Genomic DNA, 16,875 nt, shown 5'->3' with positions numbered 1-16,875 from the left:
ATTGTAATTTAAATCGCTGATTAAAAGCAGGCAAAAGTACTGCCAATTCTTTAAAAATGTCAAAATGTCACAATGTCGCAAAAGATTAAAAAAAAATCCGCCAAAAGCGGATTTCATTTCATCTGAATAAAAGATTAACTTTTAAGACACGTATTGTTTTGTCACGTTACCTTTAGAGGGCGCACATTCAGCATTAGTATCATAAATAGCCCCTAGTGCCTGACAGATATTGGCGTATTTAAAAATAAACCCTTCTTCTTCAATTTTTTTACTGCTTACACGCTGACTTGCGAATAAAATGTATGCCATTTTACCAAGTACGGTATACATTACAAATTTGGGAACATTCGGTAAAATTAGCGGCATATCTAATGCTTTCGCAATTTCTTTGACCAGCTTTGCATTAGTAACGGGGTTTGGAGCGACTCCATTATATGTACCTTTCAATTCATATTTAGCAATATGAAGAAATATGGCTGCCAGGTCTGTAATATGTATCCAAGATTGCCATTGTTGACCAGAACCAAAAGCTGCACCTACATAATATTTAACGGGTTTTGCCATTTCTGGCAATGCACCGCCGTCTTTTGACATCACCAAACCAATACGAACTTTGGCAACCTTTAACCCTAAGGGTTTAAATTCATTAATTTTTTTCTCCCAGACAGCAACTACCTCACCTAAAAAACTATCATCAATAGCAGCTTCTTCTTCCGTATAAAAATTACTTACAGAATCTGGATAAATACCTATCGCAGATGCAGATATTAGTGATTTTACCGTATGATTTTCATTCGCTAAAAGTGTATTCTTAAGTAGTTCTAAGGTGTTGACCCTACTATTTATAATTTCTTTTTTATAACTAGTCGTCCAACGTTTAGAAATGCTAGAACCTGCCAAATTAATAATAACAGAAACTCCATCTAAACACTTAGAATCTATTTCGCCCGACTTGGGGTTCCAGAAATAACCTTGATAATTATCTTCAGAGACAATCTTATTTTTACGCGTAGTTAAGTAGTTAACTGAATAACCTTTTTCATGACATTGAGAGACTAACTCGCTACCAACTAAACCCGTCGCACCTGTAATCAATACTTTCATGGAATAAAGGTATCAATTTTGAATATTCTTGACGCACAATTTAATTCCGATTTAACATTGTCGCCGAACCTATTGATGTGCAGCGCGTTAAAGTTATACGAACAAGAAAAATATTATTGTTTTTTTGCTCTCAGCATTTCGCGCTTACCTGGTGGGCCAGGAAGCCGCTCTACCAGAAAGCCAACTTCTAACATAGCTCGCCTAACACTACCTTTAGCTGCATAAGTAACCAAATACCCGCCATTTTTCATGGCATTGAACATGATTTGAAAGATTTCGACCGTCCATAATTCTGGTTGTACGCGGGCACCAAAAGCATCAAAATAAATAAGGTCATATTCGGCGACCGCATCAATCTCTTTGAAAAACTTTTGTTCTTTAAGTAAACTGAAATTCGGACTAATTTCAACCACTTTATTCCATGGTGATGAATGCATAAAATCAAAATCTTCTTTTCTAGAAAGTGATTTTAATTCTTCTAAATAATTAAGCTGTTCGAGCTCTTCGTTTGAAACAGGATATGCCTCTACACCGGTATATTTAATTTGCAGATTGCGCTTTTCAAATTCAATTAACGTAATAAATGCATTAAGACCGGTACCAAAACCAATTTCAAGAATATGAAGTTCTTGGCCTTTGAATAGATTTAAACCTGATTTAATAAATACATGATAAGCTTCTTGAATAGCACCGTGTTTAGAGTGATACTGCTCTTGCCAGTCCATAATCTGGATGGTTTTAGAACCATCGCCTGTAGTAATAATTTCTCTTTTCAAATTAATTTGGGACTAATACTCCTGATGCTTCAAAACTATAGGTTCTTCTTGGAGCTGTAATTTTTGCTATCTCATCTTTTGTCTTACCACCATCTTTTGCATAATGCTTTTGATCATCAATACTCATTTCTTCAACAAATGCCAATCCGTTTAAAACAACTTCTTTCTCTAGAATATCTGCAGGCATAAAAAATCCGTAATCTTTAAAACGAACCATAGCCTGTTCGCCTTGTGGTAGCTCAACAATCATCCAACATCCTTTTACTTTACAAACCTCTTTCACCTTTGTTTTAAATTGAAGATTTAAAGAATCTGAAACTGGCATTGATGCAAATTGCTTCATTACATCATCTTTACTACTTAAAGAAGTAATTTTAAACTCATCGCCATAGAATTCTGCCGATCCATTTTTAGCTTCCTGTTGTGCTAAACACGAAAAAACGCCAAATAAAAACACAAATAAAATGTTAAATCCTTTCATAAATCCTAAAAATGTTGATTTCCCTACAAAACTCATCAATTTAAAACTAAAAAAGAAGTGCTAGTATGGATATTTGTTTAATTTTAATCAACTAAAGTTACGTATTTCATGAGTATTTCAACTAAAGATATCATAGTAGAAAAGGTTAAAACTTCAAAAATTGATCAAATAGATTTTGACAATCTTGCTTTCGGATCAGTATTTACTGACCATATGTTAGTCTGTACCTATAAAAATGGTGCATGGGAAACACCAAAGATTACACCTTACCAACCAATTACGCTTGACCCCTCGTCAAAGATTTTTCATTACGGGCAATCTATTTTTGAAGGTATGAAAGCCTATAAGGATAAAAATAATGATGTCTTTTTATTTAGACCGTTAGAAAACCATAAGCGTTTTAATATTTCTGCCGAGAGAATGTGTATTCCACAAATTCCTGAAGATTATTTCATGGAAGGTCTAATTGCACTTCTAAATCTTGAAAAAGATTTTATACCAACACAAGATGGTAGCTCATTGTATATAAGACCATTTATGTTCGCATCAGGTAATGGATTTCATGCATCGCCGGCCGACGAATATAAATTCATTATCGCGTTTGCACCATCTGGAGCATATTTTTCTGGAAAAGTAAAAGTACTTATAGAAGAAAAATATTCTAGATCTGCCAATGGCGGGGTTGGTTATGCCAAAGCAGGTGGTAACTATGCCGGTCAGTTTTACCCAACACAATTAGCTGTAGCTAAAGGGTACAACCAAGTAATCTGGACAGATGATACCAACCACGAATTTATAGAAGAGGCAGGTGCCATGAATATTTTCGTTAGAATTAACGATACCTTATTAACAGGGCCAACTAGTGATCGAATTCTTGATGGTATTACCAGAAAAAGTATTTTAGAAATTGCCAAAGATTTAGGCATTAAAACAGAAGTTAGAAAAATTACCGTAAAAGAAGTTGTTGATGCAGCTAAAGACGGATCTTTAAAAGAAATGTTCGGTGCAGGTACAGCAGCAGTAATATCACCAATTGCAGGTTTTGGTTTTAGAGATACCGATTATGATTTACCAGAGTTAGAAAATAGCTATGGTCTATTACTTAAAAAGACCATAACAGACATACAATACAATAAGTCTGAAGACAAATATGGCTGGAGAGTTAAAGTAAAGGCATAAAAAAAAGGGGCGTAACGCCCCTTTTTTTTATTTATCTAATATAACACCAATATTTGGCTTAGAGTAATTAGGCCCTTTTAACACCTTACCATCTTCACGGTAAATAGGTTTACCATCTTCACCAAGTTTACTCATATTACTTCTTTGTATTTCTTTGAATACCTCTTCAATCTTATACTGCATACCATGCTCTAAAATAGTACCGCATAAAATGTAAAGCATATCACCTAGAGCATCGGCAACCTCAACTAAGTCATTATTCTGTGCCGCTTCTAAATATTCTTTATTCTCTTCATCCATTAAATTGAAACGCAACATATTTTTTGCCTCCCCTAAATCTGCTATCATATTCTCTGATACCCCTAGACCAAATGAATTATGAAACTCTGCTACTGCTTTGATTTTGTTTTTCATCTTTATTATACTGTTTTCCGTTAGCTTTGCATAAAAATATGAAATATGTTTAGCACCGGACAAATCATTTTTGCAATCGCTTTTGCAGTGGTTTTCGCCATAATTATTGTCTTTACTTATAAAAAGGACTTCAAATTACACCAAAAGAATTTTAAAGGCGTTAAGTGGATTGGCATTTTCTTTGCACTATTCATAATACTGTTATTAATTATGAAGTATATCCTAAAAGAATAGTTAATTTTTTTCCTACACTACAAAAATTAACATTTTCACAACAAAACAGTGAATATCAGCGTTTAATATACCAAATACCGTAATTTTGCGTTATTCATCTATAAGGTGTAATATATTATGATGACATTTCTTACAATTTTCTTAGTATTAGTAGGTATTAACATTGCGTTAGTTGCCGTTAGCTTAATTAGTGTTTCGCAAAAAGCGAAAACACCATCTCAAAAATCGGCTAAACAACCAACTTCTGTAATCTATCCGTTAGATTTACTTACTACAAGCTACAAGAAAGCAGTTTAGTTTTTACCTTTATAAGGTATGAAACAATTTTTACTGGTTTTTTTAGGTGGTGGTTTTGGTAGCATATTAAGGTATTACATATCTAAAAACCTCAACGCCTATTATTCAAATTTCTACTTAGGTACTTTTCTAGTCAATATTATTGGCTGCTTATTCATAGGTATACTAATTGGTCTCTCTCTTAAGAACAATTACATTTCAGAAAATCAAACATTATTATTGGCCACTGGTTTCTGCGGGGGCTTCACTACTTTCTCAACATATGCATTAGAAAGTAACATATTACTCAAAGAATCTTCATTACTCCAAGCATCCCTATATATGGGTTTTAGTGTAGCGATTGGCATACTAGCTATATCACTAGGGCTATGGATTTGCAAAATGTTATAGATTTAACATTCACCATCCACTATTTTATTTTTATTCATTTTTTTAAGTATTTGCTATTTTATTAAACAATCGTTAGATAATCACTCATTTTCCTGACGATTATTCTATGATGTAGCCTAAATCGTCTTTAGCTCTTCTTAATATCTTCAGTATTATCATCTTAAAATAACAATACCCTAATTTTTTAGGGGTATATATTATCATACTGATAAAAATTAGTATTCAGACCCTATTAATTTTAGGGTCTGAATTTTTTTAACATATATTTGGCAATATCAAAAACGTATTCAAATGAAAAAAATCGAGGCAATTATCAGAAAATCAAAGTTTGACGATGTCAAAGAGGCGTTGCACAATATAGAGGTCAACTTCTTCAGCTACTGGGATGTAACAGGAGTAGGTAATGAAAAAGAAGGCCACGTTTATCGCGGTATCTCTTATAGCACTACCGACATTCAACGTAGGTACTTAACTATAGTAGTATCAGACGACTTTCTTGAAAAAACAGTTAACGCTATTCTTTCAGCTGCATACTCCGGTAATGTAGGTGACGGTAAAATATTTGTTTCTGAAGTACTTGAAGCATATAGAATAAGAACCAAAGAAGACGGCTTAGCAGGTATCAACTAAACCCTAAAACTAAATAACTAAAAACTAAACGAAATGGACGCAGGATTATTTACAGCTAATAATATATGGATGATGTTGGCCACCGCATTGGTATTCTTCATGCATACAGGATTTGCCTTTTTAGAAATTGGCTTAACCAGACAAAAGAACACAATAAACATATTATTTAAGAACATCTTTATTATTACAGGTGGTCTATTACTTTATTACGCATGGGGTTTCAATTTAATGTACCCTGGTTTCGAAGAAGGTGACATGGGCATCTTAAAATTTGCAGGCTTCGGTATTGCTGCCCCAGAAGGCGGAATGACTGCAGAATACGCAGACGGAGGTTATACATGGTGGACAGATTTTCTTTTTCAAGGAATGTTCGCAGCAACAGCAGCTACAATTGTATCTGGTGCAGTGGCAGAACGTATGAAAATTGGTGCATTCATGATATTCACGGTTATCTACGTAGGTTTAGTATACCCAATTGTAGGCGCTTGGAAATGGGGTGGTGGATTCTTAGATTCAATGGGATTCTATGATTTCGCAGGTTCAACATTAGTACACTCAGTAGGTGGATGGGCTGCTTTAGTAGCAATCTTCTTATTAGGTTCTAGAATTGGAAAATTCGGTAAAGACGGTAAGCCAAATGCAATACCAGGTCATAGTATACCAATGGCAACTGCCGGTGTATTAATACTATGGTTAGGTTGGTTCGGTTTTAACGGTGGATCAGTATTATCTGCAGATCCAGAATTAACTTCTCTAGTATTGGTTACTACAAGTTTAGCAGCAGCAGCTGGTGGTTTTGGCGCAATGATTACATCAACTATATTATATAAAAATTTAGATTTAACCATGTTCTTAAATGGTATTCTAGGTGGATTAGTTGGTATCACTGCAGGTGCAGATTTAATGTCACCTAATGAAGCTGTAGTAATCGGTTTCCTCGCAGGTATCATCATCGTTGGTGGTGTAGCATTAGTAGATAAAATTAAATTAGATGATCCTGTAGGTGCGGTAGCAGTTCACTTGATCTGTGGTATCTGGGGAACATTAGCAGTAGGTATTTTCGGAAGCATGGCTAGTGGAGCACAATTTATGACGCAACTATACGGTGTATTAATCGTAGGTGGGTTCTGTGTTGTCTCTTCTGGTATCATCTTAGGTGTACTTAAAGCAACAATGGGACTTAGAGTTTCTAAAGAAGAAGAAGTTGAAGGCTTAGATCTTCATGAGCACGGTATGGATGCTTATGCTGATTTTAGAATGAATCAACACTAAAAAAATACGGAGCGTTTTGCAGAACGCTCCGTTACATAACCTTATCAATAATAACTCAAATTAATTCATCCCTGAGAGGATAAAATTTAAAGCTTATGAAAACGATTATTAATACAAAGTACGTAAAAAATATTTTCGCAACAGGTCTTATGCTTTTTGCAGCTGCTGGTGTAGTAGCTCAAGAAGAGGAAGAAGAGAAAAAATTCACCTTGAGTGGATCAATTGATGCTTACTGGAGAACAGCTTTTAAAGATGGTGGTGCTGCAACAACAGCAACAGGAACATCTTTTGCTAATCAAACTGGTTTTGCATTAGGTATGGCCAACATTGTAGGTAGCTATGAAATGGAGAATACTGGGGTTGTTGTCGATTTAGTTTTTGGACCTAGAGGAACAGAGGCTACTTTTGAGAACGACGTTTTAAATGGTGTTATTAATCAAGCTTATGCTTATTGGAATGTCTCTGACAAAGTTACACTTACAGCTGGTCGTTGGAATACATTTTTAGGTTACGAGGTAATAGCACCTGCTGCCAATTTTAACTACAGTGTTTCTTATTTATTTTCAAATGGACCTTTTTCTCACTTAGGTGTTAAAGCTGATATCGCTTTATCAGATGATGTTAGCTTAATGTTATCGGTTTCAAATCCTTGGGATGTTAATGACACCAGTACTACAGGTGAATACGCTTATGGTGCACAATTAGGTGTTTCAGGACAGTACCTTAATTTATACTACGATAATGGTACTAGCGGTGGTCTAGGATTTGAAATAGATTATACGGGTGGATTTGATATTTCTGAAGATTTCTTCTTTGGCATCAATGCAGCTTACAATGACAACTCAGAAACTGGAACTGGTTTTTATGGAGCAGCAATTTACCCACAATTAACAACTTCAGAGAGTTTTGCTATTGGTTTAAGAGGAGAGTATATTGCATTTACTGATGATTTACTTGATGATGACGTTCCTGTACTTGGATTAACTCTTACAGGAAGTTTTACAAAAGATAATTTAATTATTAAGCCGGAATTTAGATTAGATAGTTTTGGTAACGACGCTGAGCCATTTATAGAAAGTGATGGTATCGGCACAACTAATAGTCTATCTACTTTTGCAGTAGCAGCTATCTACTCTTTCTAAGTAGTTGATAAAATTAATGGTTGATTTTATAGTTTAAGTTTTAAACCTCGGCAATACCTGCCGAGGTTTTTTAGTTTCACAACCTAATGTTCAAAAGCCTTTACCCCGGCTTTCACTGCAGTTTTTAAATTATTTACCGAAGGCACCAATGGGCAACTGAATTTCTTGTTATAAGCACAGTATGGGTTGTATGCTTTATTGAAATCTAAAACAATAGTATTCCCTTCTGGTATTCTTAAATCTAAATACCGCCCACCACCATAGGTCTCTTGGTCATTAGTAGCATCGGTAAAAGGTAAAAACAAATAATCTTTATATTTTTCTTGGGTAATTAATTCGGGAGTCTGGTATATTTCTAATTGATGCGCCTTACCGTTTAATGTAAATTTCGCAATACCATAAAGCACCTCTGTTGATTCTCTATCTGTAGTGGTTGGCATTGAAAAAGGAAGTGCTCCCGGAGTTCTAATAAACTCTGCAACAACTACGTAATTTGTATCTGCCTCAAAGAAATCTAAAGTTTCAAAATTTATACGAAAACGATCCGCCAATGGGGAAGTTTCTGGGTCTTTAAACTCCGCATTCAATTCTTTTTGAAACAATAAAATATCTGCTAATTTATCTGAAGTTACGGTAGATGCCACATCATTCTTAACATCATGATATTTCTTTTCTTGTCCGCACGAAATCAACATACCTAAAACCAAAACAGCAATACATAATCTCATATCTCTAACTTTACACTTCAAAAATACAATTTATTCATTGTAAGTTTTTTTTACATATAATCGTACTTTAGAACCTTATACTTTTTTAATATGAAATTCACCTATATTTTACCGCTATTTCTTATAATTTTAATAAGCTGTCAAGAGAAAAAAACTACCGTTGAAAAAGAGATCATCACTGAAGATATTAGAATAATGCCAGAGTTAAATCCTGAAAGCTACAACGTTGCATTTCTTATTATGGATGGTACTTTCAATACTGAATTTACTGCACCTTTCGATATTTTTCAGCATACTAAATATAGAGAGGGTATAAAGGCTATGAATACGTTTACCGTTGCAAACACCTTAGAGCCTATAACCACCTTTGAAGGGGTGCGCATACTACCAGATTATAATTACACGAAAGACGATTTACCTAAAATAGACATATTGGTAGTGCCCAGCGCAGAGCATTCGATGAATAGCGATTTAAAAGACATTGCCATGTTAGATTTCATCAAAAAGGTCGACAAGAATGCGTTGTATATGACTAGCCATTGTGATGGAGCTTTTCCTTTAGCGAAAACGGGAATTTTAGATTCGGTTGCCTCTACAACTTTCCCCAGTGATGTAGAAAATTACAGAAAGATGTTTCCTGATCTTAATATAAAAGATAATGTACTATTCGTACACGACGGAAAATACTTAACCTCTGCAGGCGGTGCAAAAAGCTTTGAAGCTGCACTATACTTATGTGAAGTTTTATACGGAAAAGAGATTGCCAAATCTCTAGCTAAAGGGCTGGTTATTGATTGGGAATTAGAAAAAGTACCACACCTTACTGTTCAATAACATCATATCTAGCACCTTTCAGGTACTTTTCGACCACCTCGTTAAACTCAGGCATAATTCTAAATAATGCTGTGTGCTCTATAGAATATAAAGTTTGCGTATCTATATACCCATTTTTCAATAGTTCTTCTAAATAAAACAACGCAGTACCATAATCTTCCATTTTTGAGCTAGTAGATATTACTTTCAAATAACTTGTATATTCATTAGGGGCTGTAATAGTTTTAATCATATACAACAAATTCAGGGCCTCTAAATCTGGTTCTTTATCAGCAGCTACATAATCGATATTATCAGAAATTAAAGCATTGATATACCCTCGCAGCCTACTAGACATTTGTTTTTCGAACAAAATGGAACTTTTATCAAGTTTGTTCAATTCTTGCATTTGATAATTCCACCAGCCTAAATTAGCATAGTTGTAAGAAATAATATCTTCTTCTAGATAATAACTATAATCATCTTTTGTAAACGATTCCTTTAAAAAATAGCTGTTTTGACTTCTATTTGCTTGTTTGAAAATAGGGCTACGTCGTAGTATTTTCTGAGATTCCTTTAAAGAGTCCAGCTTCATAAATGGATAGAAAATCTTTTCCATATCAGACATTTGATACGTAGCCAAAAGAGGTTTCTGGTTTGTAACATTCGCATTCGCATCAACAAAAAAATCATTATAAGACGCCTTAATTAAACTATCATTCTGCGCTAAATAACCTTTCGCCATACTGGTCAATGTCAACATTCTAAATGCTTTAGAAACCGTTTCAATTTCCGGCAGATTTCTATCACCATCAAAAACTATTAATTGGTTCGGGAATTTCAATTTATTAAGTTCAAACTTAGCCTCATACATTGATAAAAAATTAAAGTCTGATCTATTCACCACACCAACAAACTGAAATGGCTGTTTAGGATTTAAAACTTCAAAACTACCAATTGCAGCACCAATAGAAATAACGCCCTTAACTTCATTAATAAAGGCTGGTACTATTGAAGCAAACATAGCCCCACCGCCGAAGCCGACTGTATACATTCGATTTTTTGCCGTTGGCACAGTATTAAAGACAGAATTGAACATTCTATTTGCAATAAGAACATTTTGAGAAATTGAAAGCGAATCGCTAATATTATTAGAACTGGCCAGTACATAGCCTTCTTGCTCTGCAGCATTCATCAACATAGAAACCGCTGCTTTACCCTTACCTTCCAAATCCATAACGAAAGCTACGGGCCAAGCTCTGTCTACACTAAAAGAAGTTGGTAAATAAAGTGAATATGTTTCATTTACACTATCGTTCACTATTAAATTTTCTGTAATGGCACCCCTTAACAGTCTCAATTCTTGAGCATAAAAAAAGGTAGAATTTAATATCAGGGCAAGTAGTAGTATTTTTTTCATCATATAATTTCCATCAAAAATCTAGCCAAAACAATTTTCTAGAAAATGTCTTTTGTAAAATAAATGTATCTGATTAAAATCAACATTTAAATCCATCATTTAAAGCTAATCAAAACTATGATACAAAACAGCTATTTTATTTTATGCATTGGCGCATTAGAAATTACCTGCGATAAAACTATATGCGTTCTAGTTTCTCCGTATTGAATGAGCTGATCTATAAACCTTTCTAAATGAAACTGATCTTTTAGAACCACCTCCATTACAATATTCTCATTACCCGTAATTCTATAGCAATTGATGACTTCTTGCAAGTTTGGTACAACCGCTAAAAAGGGTTTCAATTTACCCATAAATGCCCTTAAAGTAATAATCGCTTTTAACTGGTGCCCCGTAAGCGCATGAGATACTTTAGCCTTATAACCGAGTATAATACCAAGGTCTTCCATTTTCTTTACTCGTTCGGCCACCGCGGGCGCCGTAAGCCCTACGGTACGACCAATGTTTGCAAAAGATTCTCTTGCATTATTTTGCAACTGTTTCAGTATTTTCCAGTTAAGCTCGTCTATCTTTGGATTCAAAAGTATTTTCGTTTAAATATTTATTATCAATGGTAAAAATACAAATTACATTTATAATCAATAGAAAATTTTCAAATAACTAACGTAATTTTATGTAGCCTTAACAACACCCCACAAATGGCATATAGAAGTCTTAGACATTTGCCTATTTATAGGAAAGCATTGGAACTCTGCACAATGAGCAGAGAGATTGCTTCGTACGTATCTTTCAATAAAGATTTAATGCGACTTTGCGAATCCAAAAGTCTAAGAGATATTATGGCTAATTCTATCTTGACCGATTCAATATTAATACCCCAAAAAATCGCTCAAGTAGAATATTCTCAATGTAGTAATGAACGTTTAGAAACAATTTCATACATCAATATTATCATAAGAAACATAAATTCTTATTGTATGGGATTAGAGAAGCATGGTGTAAAAGAAACTGAGTACATTAATTTGCTTAGAAAAGAGATAAAGAGTTTTAGAAAATCATATAAAGCTTGGAAATCTGACCACTTATAATCGCCTTATTATCACCCTTATTTACTGGTAACAAGTACAATTTTAAAAATTATGGTCTATTTTTGAGGCTATAATTATTTTTGCATTGAAAACAACTATTCTAGTCAATTGCCCAGATCAAGCTGGCATTATAAGCACCGTCACTGGTTTTATTCATAAAAATAAAGGGAACATCGTCTACCTTGACCAACATGTAGACAAACCGGCAAACGTATTTTTCATGCGTACCGTGGTCGAATTTGAAGACGATTTTGCCGACTTAGATCATTTTAAAACTTTATTTGAAAATGAGTTAGCTACCACTTACCAAATGGAATGGAGCTTACACACTGACGATAAGTTACCTAAAATGGCAATATTTGTATCTAAGTATAACCATTGCTTGTACGATTTACTAAGCAGATACCGTTCTGGGGAACTCGCGGTAGAAATACCTTTTATTCTAAGCAACCACAACGATTTAAAATACATAGCAGACCAGTTTGAAATTCCTTTTTTTCACATTCCGTTTTCAAAAGAAAATAGAACTAAAGCAGAAAAAGAGCAACTAGCCCTACTAGAAAAATATGAAGTCGATTTTATAGTATTGGCTAGATATATGCAAATAGTAAGTGGTACGCTTATCAACAGGTTTCCAAATAAGATTATAAATATTCACCATTCGTTCTTACCTGCGTTCGCTGGAGCAAAACCATATCACGCGGCTTTTAAAAGAGGCGTAAAAATTATTGGTGCTACGAGCCACTATGTTACCGAAGAATTAGATGCGGGTCCTATTATTGAGCAAGATGTAACCACCGTAACCCACTCCCACTCCATTGAAGATTTTATTACCAAAGGAAGGGATTTAGAAAAAATAGTGCTTTCAAGAGGAGTAAAGCTTCATATTGCGCGCAAAACGATGGTGTACAACAATAAAACAGTGATATTCTCGTAAGTAAAGTAAACCCAATATAAATTATATTCTGATGATTAAAAAAGCAAGCTTGACCATATGCATGTTATTAGCCTTTTCATGTGCCGAATTACAGCAAGTAGTAAATCAATTACCGGGCTCAACCGAAGGTGTTCTAAGTAATGATGCCATTGCCAACGGATTAAAAGAAGCTCTTGACCAAGGTATAGAAAAGCAAGTAAGCAAATTAACCCAAACAGATGGTTTCTATAAAAATGAATTAGTAAAAATTCTTTTACCCGAAGATTTACAAAAGGTAGATAAAACATTACGTGATATAGGGTTAAGTAATTTAGCAGATGAGGGGCTAAAAGTTTTAAACAGAGCAGCAGAAGATGCTGTATCTGAAGCGACACCAATATTTGTAAATGCAGTAAAAGAGATGTCATTTGCAGATGCAAAGAATATTCTTTTAGGTAGTAACGATGCAGCTACAACTTACTTAGAGACAAAGACTACTTCTGAATTGTATGCAAAATTCAACCCGGTAATAAACAACTCGTTCAAAAAAGTAGGTGCCGATAAAATATGGAGCTCTATAATTACAAAATATAATGCCATTCCACTTACAAATAACATTAATCCCGATTTGACCGATTATGTTACTAGGGAGGCTCTTGCTGGTGTTTACAAAATGATTGCCGTAGAAGAGGAAGAAATTAGAACAAAATATTCATCTAGAACTACAGATGTGCTTAGAAAAGTATTTGCGCTTCAAGATAAAAAGTAGATTTTTAACAGACGCTACAATAACTTAATTAATTATGCGTTAAAAATTAAGGAACTCTATTAAAACATTCATTTTCAATTTTTTGAGTTAGTTATTTTTTGAGTTAGTTAGTTAGTTATTTAAAAACCGGTGGGAGCACCGGTTTTTTTGTTTTATAATTGTAAAAAAAGCAATAGTTTTACCATTAATATAAGACACTATCCCATTAACTGTGTAAGTTAAAAATAACAGGGGTTGGACTTTTATCTAAAGTCTGACCCTTTTTTCATAGATCGTCAGGAACTGATTTAGGATTATGCCCCAGTTCCTTACAGGCATCGACCACTTTTTGGTGGCCTCCCTTACCGCCAAATATACGGATTTCATCACGGCATCGTCCGTCGGGAAGGACAGCTTGTTCTTGGTGTACTTCCTGATCTTGCCGTTCAGGTTCTCGATAAGGTTGGTGGTATAGATTATTTTCCTGATCTCGATGGGGAACTCGAAGAACACGGTAAGCTCGTCCCAGTTGTCCCTCCAGCTTTTGACGGCATAGGAGTACTTCCCTTCCCATTTGTCCGCAAAGTCCTTTAGGGCGGCCTTCGCCGCAGCTTGTGTAGGTGCGTTGTAGATAAGTTTCATATCTGTTGTAAAGGCTTTTTTGTCCTTCCAGACAACGTACCTACAGGCATTCCTTATTTGATGCACCACACATATCTGGGTCTTGGATTCGGGGAACACGTTCTTGATGGTCTGGGTGAACCCGTTCAGATTATCGGTTGCGGTTATCAGGATGTCCTCGGTGCCACGGGCGCGTATATCGGTCAGTACGCTCATCCAAAAAGCGGCGGACTCGTTCTTGCCCAACCAAAGCCCAAGGACCTCTTTCTTACCGTCCCTGCGCAATCCTACCGCGATATAGACCGTTTTGTTGATGACCTTCGAGTTCTCGCGTACCTTGAACACGATCCCGTCCATCCAGACGATAAGGTATATCGGTTCCAATGGCCTGTTCTGCCAAGCGACGATGTCCCCGGAGATCTTGTCGGTTATCCTCGATATGGTGGATGTGGAGATATCGAAGTTGTAGACCTCCCGTATCTGCTCTTCGATATCGCTGTTGCTCATTCCCTTGGCATAGAGCGATACGATCACGTTCTCGATACCGTCGACCATATTACCGCGCTTGGGCACGATCATGGGGTTGAAACTGGCATCCCTGTCCCTTGGCACCGCGATCCTTGATTCCCCGAAGGAGGTACGGACTTTTTTGGTCGAATGGCCGTTACGTGTGTTCCCGTTCCTGGCCTTTCCATGTTTGTCATAATCGAGGTGGCCGTCAAGCTCGCCTTCCAGCATCTTCTCGATACCACGTTTTTGGAGTTCTTTCAGAAAACCGTTCAGCTCGTCACCGGTCTTGAACTGTTTTAAGAACTCATCGTTGAATAATTCCTCTTTCTTCATAATGGTGTGAAAATTTAAAGTTAAAAAAATAGCGGGGGCATGCCCCCGCTATTTTTTTATTTACACACTTTATGAGATAGTCCTTAATATAACTTTTGAAGTTAAGTTTTAAATTTTCTAGAGCATCCCCCGACTTAATTATTTGAGTTATTAATATCCTAAAACGTTATTGGTGCCTACAAAAAACTATTTATTAGTAATCATATTATTCTTATTCTTACCTATCTCTGCAACTCCGCAACCAATAGCAGTAAATTTAATAGATTGTAATCAAGCATCTGTTACACTTTCTACTATCCAGGTGAATGAATATACCGCTGAAGACTTCTACATTTTAGGGGTATGCGAATACAAAGGCAAAAATTTTGAAAAAGCTTATGATTATTTTATTTCCGCAAAATCATTAGGTTTTGCGAATGTAGATTCACTTCAGTTATATTTAATTGAGTGCAGAAAACAATTAATCGATATACCAATAAGTGAAGACTCTGTTTTAGAAAATGACGGTCAATTAGCTGTTAATAACTACAAACATAAGGTTCAAGTATATTTACTTAATATCATCTTCATTCTAATAGCTATTATTGGGTTAATAACGTCGGGTTATATTTTCTATAAACATAGGGCAACCAAAAGTAATATTTTCTTATCCATCTTTCTTTTCGCCATATCACTAGCATTGATCGAACTAGTATTATACTGGCAAGATTTTTTTGCATATTCACCCTCCGTTTCCATTTATAGAGTTCTATTTTTCTTATGGGCACCCTCATTATATTTATATCTTAAAACGAAATACCTCGGTGTTTCCATAAAAAGAAAAGAACTTATTTTTCATTATTTAGCCTTCTTTTTGGTTTTGATTGCACTTGTCATATTCGGCAATTTTTATGATAGCGTATACGCTGAGACCAATCCCCTCTTAAATGCCCTAGATATAATAATGAACGATAATTGGATAAAAACCATACATCTATCTGCCTATCTAATACTTATAATTGCCGAATTTCAACTTAATAAAAAGCTGCTAGATCATAGTTTTAAAAATTGGATCCTAACCCTAATTGTATTTATTGTTATTTTAATCATGTTCTTAATAGCTAGAGCCGCTTTCGAACATATTTTTGTTTTTGATTACATATCAAAATACTTTATTGCCGTTTACCTTATTCTGTTTATTGCAGTTTTAGAAGTTCTTTTAGTTGTACAACCAAATGTCATTCTTGGTATCATCGACATTCCACAAGCAAATCAAACAGTTAATAAATATAAAAATTCTGGTCTTACCGAAAATATGAGCGTTCAGGTAAAATCTCAATTACTTGATTTATTAAAAAATGATAAAATCTATTTAGACAACACACTTACACTATCTAAACTAGCTCAAGTAATTAATGTAGATAAGTATAGTGTCTCACAGGTTATAAATCAAGACTTAAATAAAAATTTCTATGAATTAATCAATGATTACAGAATAGTAGAAGCTGTTAATATAATTGAATCAAACCCAAAAAAACAAGTACTTGATTTAATCTATGAATGTGGCTTTAACAACAAGGTTTCCTTTTACAAAGCATTCAAAAAAAGAATGCACATGACTCCCAAAGAATACATAGAAAAACAAATTTCTAAGGTGTAATTATAATATTTACTTAATTATACTAAAATTTTCACAATTCAACTTCCCGTTTTACAAATCACTAAATAACAACTACTTACAGAAGTAGTAAAGGTAAATTTCAATCGGATCGCCATTAACTTAGGTCGGAATCTACCCTT

The 16,875-nt window shown here is 34.8% G+C and carries 19 protein-coding genes; 11 read left to right on the top strand and 8 right to left on the bottom strand.

The genetic code is table 11. From position 1 onward, the window contains the following. Positions 1–141: 141 nt before the first annotated feature. From ACPF9A_RS15470 to ACPF9A_RS15460, 3 genes are all read right to left on the bottom strand, one after another. Positions 142–1,104: a TIGR01777 family oxidoreductase gene (locus ACPF9A_RS15470; RefSeq protein ID WP_423998371.1), complete on the bottom strand. Its 963-nt coding sequence runs from the start codon at positions 1,102–1,104 to the stop codon at positions 142–144. Positions 1,105–1,217: 113 nt separating this feature from the next. Then, the gene (gene mnmD, locus ACPF9A_RS15465) at positions 1,218–1,880 is read right to left on the bottom strand and encodes a tRNA (5-methylaminomethyl-2-thiouridine)(34)-methyltransferase MnmD (RefSeq protein WP_423998369.1); all 663 of its coding nucleotides are present in this window, start codon (positions 1,878–1,880) and stop codon (positions 1,218–1,220) included. A 1-nt stretch (position 1,881) separates the two neighbouring features. Continuing rightward, positions 1,882–2,361, bottom strand: a complete 480-nt coding sequence (locus tag ACPF9A_RS15460; RefSeq protein WP_423998367.1) for a DUF4920 domain-containing protein — start codon at positions 2,359–2,361, stop codon at positions 1,882–1,884. Positions 2,362–2,469: 108 nt separating this feature from the next. Here ACPF9A_RS15460 and ACPF9A_RS15455 point away from each other — a divergent pair, with 108 nt between their 5' ends. Next, entirely contained in the window at positions 2,470–3,540 is a 1,071-nt protein-coding gene (locus ACPF9A_RS15455) for a branched-chain amino acid aminotransferase (protein ID WP_423998365.1), read from the top strand. Positions 3,541–3,567: 27 nt separating this feature from the next. Here ACPF9A_RS15455 and ACPF9A_RS15450 read toward each other — a convergent pair whose 3' ends face one another. Beyond that, entirely contained in the window at positions 3,568–3,954 is a 387-nt protein-coding gene (locus ACPF9A_RS15450) for a hypothetical protein (RefSeq protein WP_423998364.1), read from the bottom strand. Between the two features lie 351 nt (positions 3,955–4,305). Here ACPF9A_RS15450 and ACPF9A_RS15445 point away from each other — a divergent pair, with 351 nt between their 5' ends. The 5 genes from ACPF9A_RS15445 (at position 4,306) to ACPF9A_RS15425 (ending at position 7,919) form a co-directional block, all read left to right on the top strand. Further along, positions 4,306–4,485 carry a hypothetical protein gene (locus ACPF9A_RS15445; RefSeq protein ID WP_133672411.1) on the top strand — a complete coding sequence of 60 codons (180 nt, stop codon included), beginning with the start codon at positions 4,306–4,308 and terminating at the stop codon, positions 4,483–4,485. A gap of 18 nt (positions 4,486–4,503) precedes the next feature. Next, positions 4,504–4,875, top strand: a complete 372-nt coding sequence (gene crcB, locus ACPF9A_RS15440; RefSeq protein WP_423998362.1) for a fluoride efflux transporter CrcB — start codon at positions 4,504–4,506, stop codon at positions 4,873–4,875. A 291-nt stretch (positions 4,876–5,166) separates the two neighbouring features. Further along, entirely contained in the window at positions 5,167–5,505 is a 339-nt protein-coding gene (locus ACPF9A_RS15435; RefSeq protein WP_423998361.1) for a P-II family nitrogen regulator, read from the top strand. 33 nt (positions 5,506–5,538) lie between these two features. After that, positions 5,539–6,777: an ammonium transporter gene (locus ACPF9A_RS15430; protein WP_423998360.1), complete on the top strand. Its 1,239-nt coding sequence runs from the start codon at positions 5,539–5,541 to the stop codon at positions 6,775–6,777. A 95-nt stretch (positions 6,778–6,872) separates the two neighbouring features. Continuing rightward, complete coding sequence (locus ACPF9A_RS15425) at positions 6,873–7,919, top strand: outer membrane beta-barrel protein (protein WP_423998359.1); 1,047 nt, start codon at positions 6,873–6,875, stop codon at positions 7,917–7,919. An 83-nt stretch (positions 7,920–8,002) separates the two neighbouring features. Here ACPF9A_RS15425 and ACPF9A_RS15420 read toward each other — a convergent pair whose 3' ends face one another. Continuing rightward, positions 8,003–8,647 (bottom strand): DUF1684 domain-containing protein, encoded by a 645-nt coding sequence (locus ACPF9A_RS15420; protein ID WP_423998358.1) that lies wholly within the window; start codon positions 8,645–8,647, stop codon positions 8,003–8,005. 90 nt (positions 8,648–8,737) lie between these two features. Between ACPF9A_RS15420 and ACPF9A_RS15415 the strand changes: the two genes are divergently transcribed. After that, on the top strand, positions 8,738–9,481 hold the full coding sequence (locus ACPF9A_RS15415) for a DJ-1/PfpI family protein (protein WP_423998357.1): 744 nt from the start codon (positions 8,738–8,740) through the stop codon (positions 9,479–9,481). Here the strand turns inward: ACPF9A_RS15415 and ACPF9A_RS15410 are convergent. Then, positions 9,468–10,883 (bottom strand): alpha/beta hydrolase, encoded by a 1,416-nt coding sequence (locus tag ACPF9A_RS15410; RefSeq protein WP_423998356.1) that lies wholly within the window; start codon positions 10,881–10,883, stop codon positions 9,468–9,470. The two genes, ACPF9A_RS15415 and ACPF9A_RS15410, sit on opposite strands and share 14 nt — an antisense overlap. Positions 10,884–11,011: 128 nt before the next feature. After that, entirely contained in the window at positions 11,012–11,461 is a 450-nt protein-coding gene (locus ACPF9A_RS15405; RefSeq protein ID WP_423998354.1) for an Lrp/AsnC family transcriptional regulator, read from the bottom strand. Positions 11,462–11,638: 177 nt separating this feature from the next. On the opposite strand from ACPF9A_RS15405, the gene ACPF9A_RS15400 reads away from it, so the two are divergent. From ACPF9A_RS15400 to ACPF9A_RS15390, 3 genes are all read left to right on the top strand, one after another. Next, positions 11,639–11,968, top strand: a complete 330-nt coding sequence (locus ACPF9A_RS15400) for a hypothetical protein (protein ID WP_243835295.1) — start codon at positions 11,639–11,641, stop codon at positions 11,966–11,968. A gap of 85 nt (positions 11,969–12,053) precedes the next feature. Beyond that, positions 12,054–12,905, top strand: a complete 852-nt coding sequence (purU, locus tag ACPF9A_RS15395) for a formyltetrahydrofolate deformylase (protein WP_423998351.1) — start codon at positions 12,054–12,056, stop codon at positions 12,903–12,905. Positions 12,906–12,936: 31 nt separating this feature from the next. After that, positions 12,937–13,653: a DUF4197 domain-containing protein gene (locus ACPF9A_RS15390; RefSeq protein ID WP_423998349.1), complete on the top strand. Its 717-nt coding sequence runs from the start codon at positions 12,937–12,939 to the stop codon at positions 13,651–13,653. A 246-nt stretch (positions 13,654–13,899) separates the two neighbouring features. Here ACPF9A_RS15390 and ACPF9A_RS15385 read toward each other — a convergent pair whose 3' ends face one another. After that, the gene (locus ACPF9A_RS15385) at positions 13,900–15,096 is read right to left on the bottom strand and encodes an IS256 family transposase (protein ID WP_423997793.1); all 1,197 of its coding nucleotides are present in this window, start codon (positions 15,094–15,096) and stop codon (positions 13,900–13,902) included. A 172-nt stretch (positions 15,097–15,268) separates the two neighbouring features. On the opposite strand from ACPF9A_RS15385, the gene ACPF9A_RS15380 reads away from it, so the two are divergent. Continuing rightward, positions 15,269–16,735, top strand: a complete 1,467-nt coding sequence (locus ACPF9A_RS15380; RefSeq protein ID WP_423998347.1) for a helix-turn-helix domain-containing protein — start codon at positions 15,269–15,271, stop codon at positions 16,733–16,735. Positions 16,736–16,875 lie beyond the last annotated feature (140 nt).

Source organism: Maribacter sp. IgM3_T14_3 (genome assembly GCF_049603095.1).
GTDB lineage: Bacteria > Bacteroidota > Bacteroidia > Flavobacteriales > Flavobacteriaceae > Maribacter.
Note: the sequence above shows the minus strand (reverse complement) of the source record. Positions and strands in the feature narration are given on the sequence as shown.

Coding starts and splice junctions, on each gene's coding strand:
- ACPF9A_RS15470 (WP_423998371.1), bottom strand. CDS start 1,104: ATGAAAGTATTGATTACAGGTGCGACGGGTTTAGTTGGTAGCGAGTTA.
- ACPF9A_RS15460 (WP_423998367.1), bottom strand. CDS start 2,361: ATGAAAGGATTTAACATTTTATTTGTGTTTTTATTTGGCGTTTTTTCG.
- ACPF9A_RS15455 (WP_423998365.1), top strand. CDS start 2,470: ATGAGTATTTCAACTAAAGATATCATAGTAGAAAAGGTTAAAACTTCA.
- ACPF9A_RS15450 (WP_423998364.1), bottom strand. CDS start 3,954: ATGAAAAACAAAATCAAAGCAGTAGCAGAGTTTCATAATTCATTTGGT.
- ACPF9A_RS15445 (WP_133672411.1), top strand. CDS start 4,306: ATGATGACATTTCTTACAATTTTCTTAGTATTAGTAGGTATTAACATT.
- crcB (WP_423998362.1), top strand. CDS start 4,504: ATGAAACAATTTTTACTGGTTTTTTTAGGTGGTGGTTTTGGTAGCATA.
- ACPF9A_RS15435 (WP_423998361.1), top strand. CDS start 5,167: ATGAAAAAAATCGAGGCAATTATCAGAAAATCAAAGTTTGACGATGTC.
- ACPF9A_RS15430 (WP_423998360.1), top strand. CDS start 5,539: ATGGACGCAGGATTATTTACAGCTAATAATATATGGATGATGTTGGCC.
- ACPF9A_RS15425 (WP_423998359.1), top strand. CDS start 6,873: ATGAAAACGATTATTAATACAAAGTACGTAAAAAATATTTTCGCAACA.
- ACPF9A_RS15420 (WP_423998358.1), bottom strand. CDS start 8,647: ATGAGATTATGTATTGCTGTTTTGGTTTTAGGTATGTTGATTTCGTGC.
- ACPF9A_RS15415 (WP_423998357.1), top strand. CDS start 8,738: ATGAAATTCACCTATATTTTACCGCTATTTCTTATAATTTTAATAAGC.
- ACPF9A_RS15410 (WP_423998356.1), bottom strand. CDS start 10,883: ATGATGAAAAAAATACTACTACTTGCCCTGATATTAAATTCTACCTTT.
- ACPF9A_RS15400 (WP_243835295.1), top strand. CDS start 11,639: ATGAGCAGAGAGATTGCTTCGTACGTATCTTTCAATAAAGATTTAATG.
- ACPF9A_RS15390 (WP_423998349.1), top strand. CDS start 12,937: ATGATTAAAAAAGCAAGCTTGACCATATGCATGTTATTAGCCTTTTCA.
- ACPF9A_RS15385 (WP_423997793.1), bottom strand. CDS start 15,096: ATGAAGAAAGAGGAATTATTCAACGATGAGTTCTTAAAACAGTTCAAG.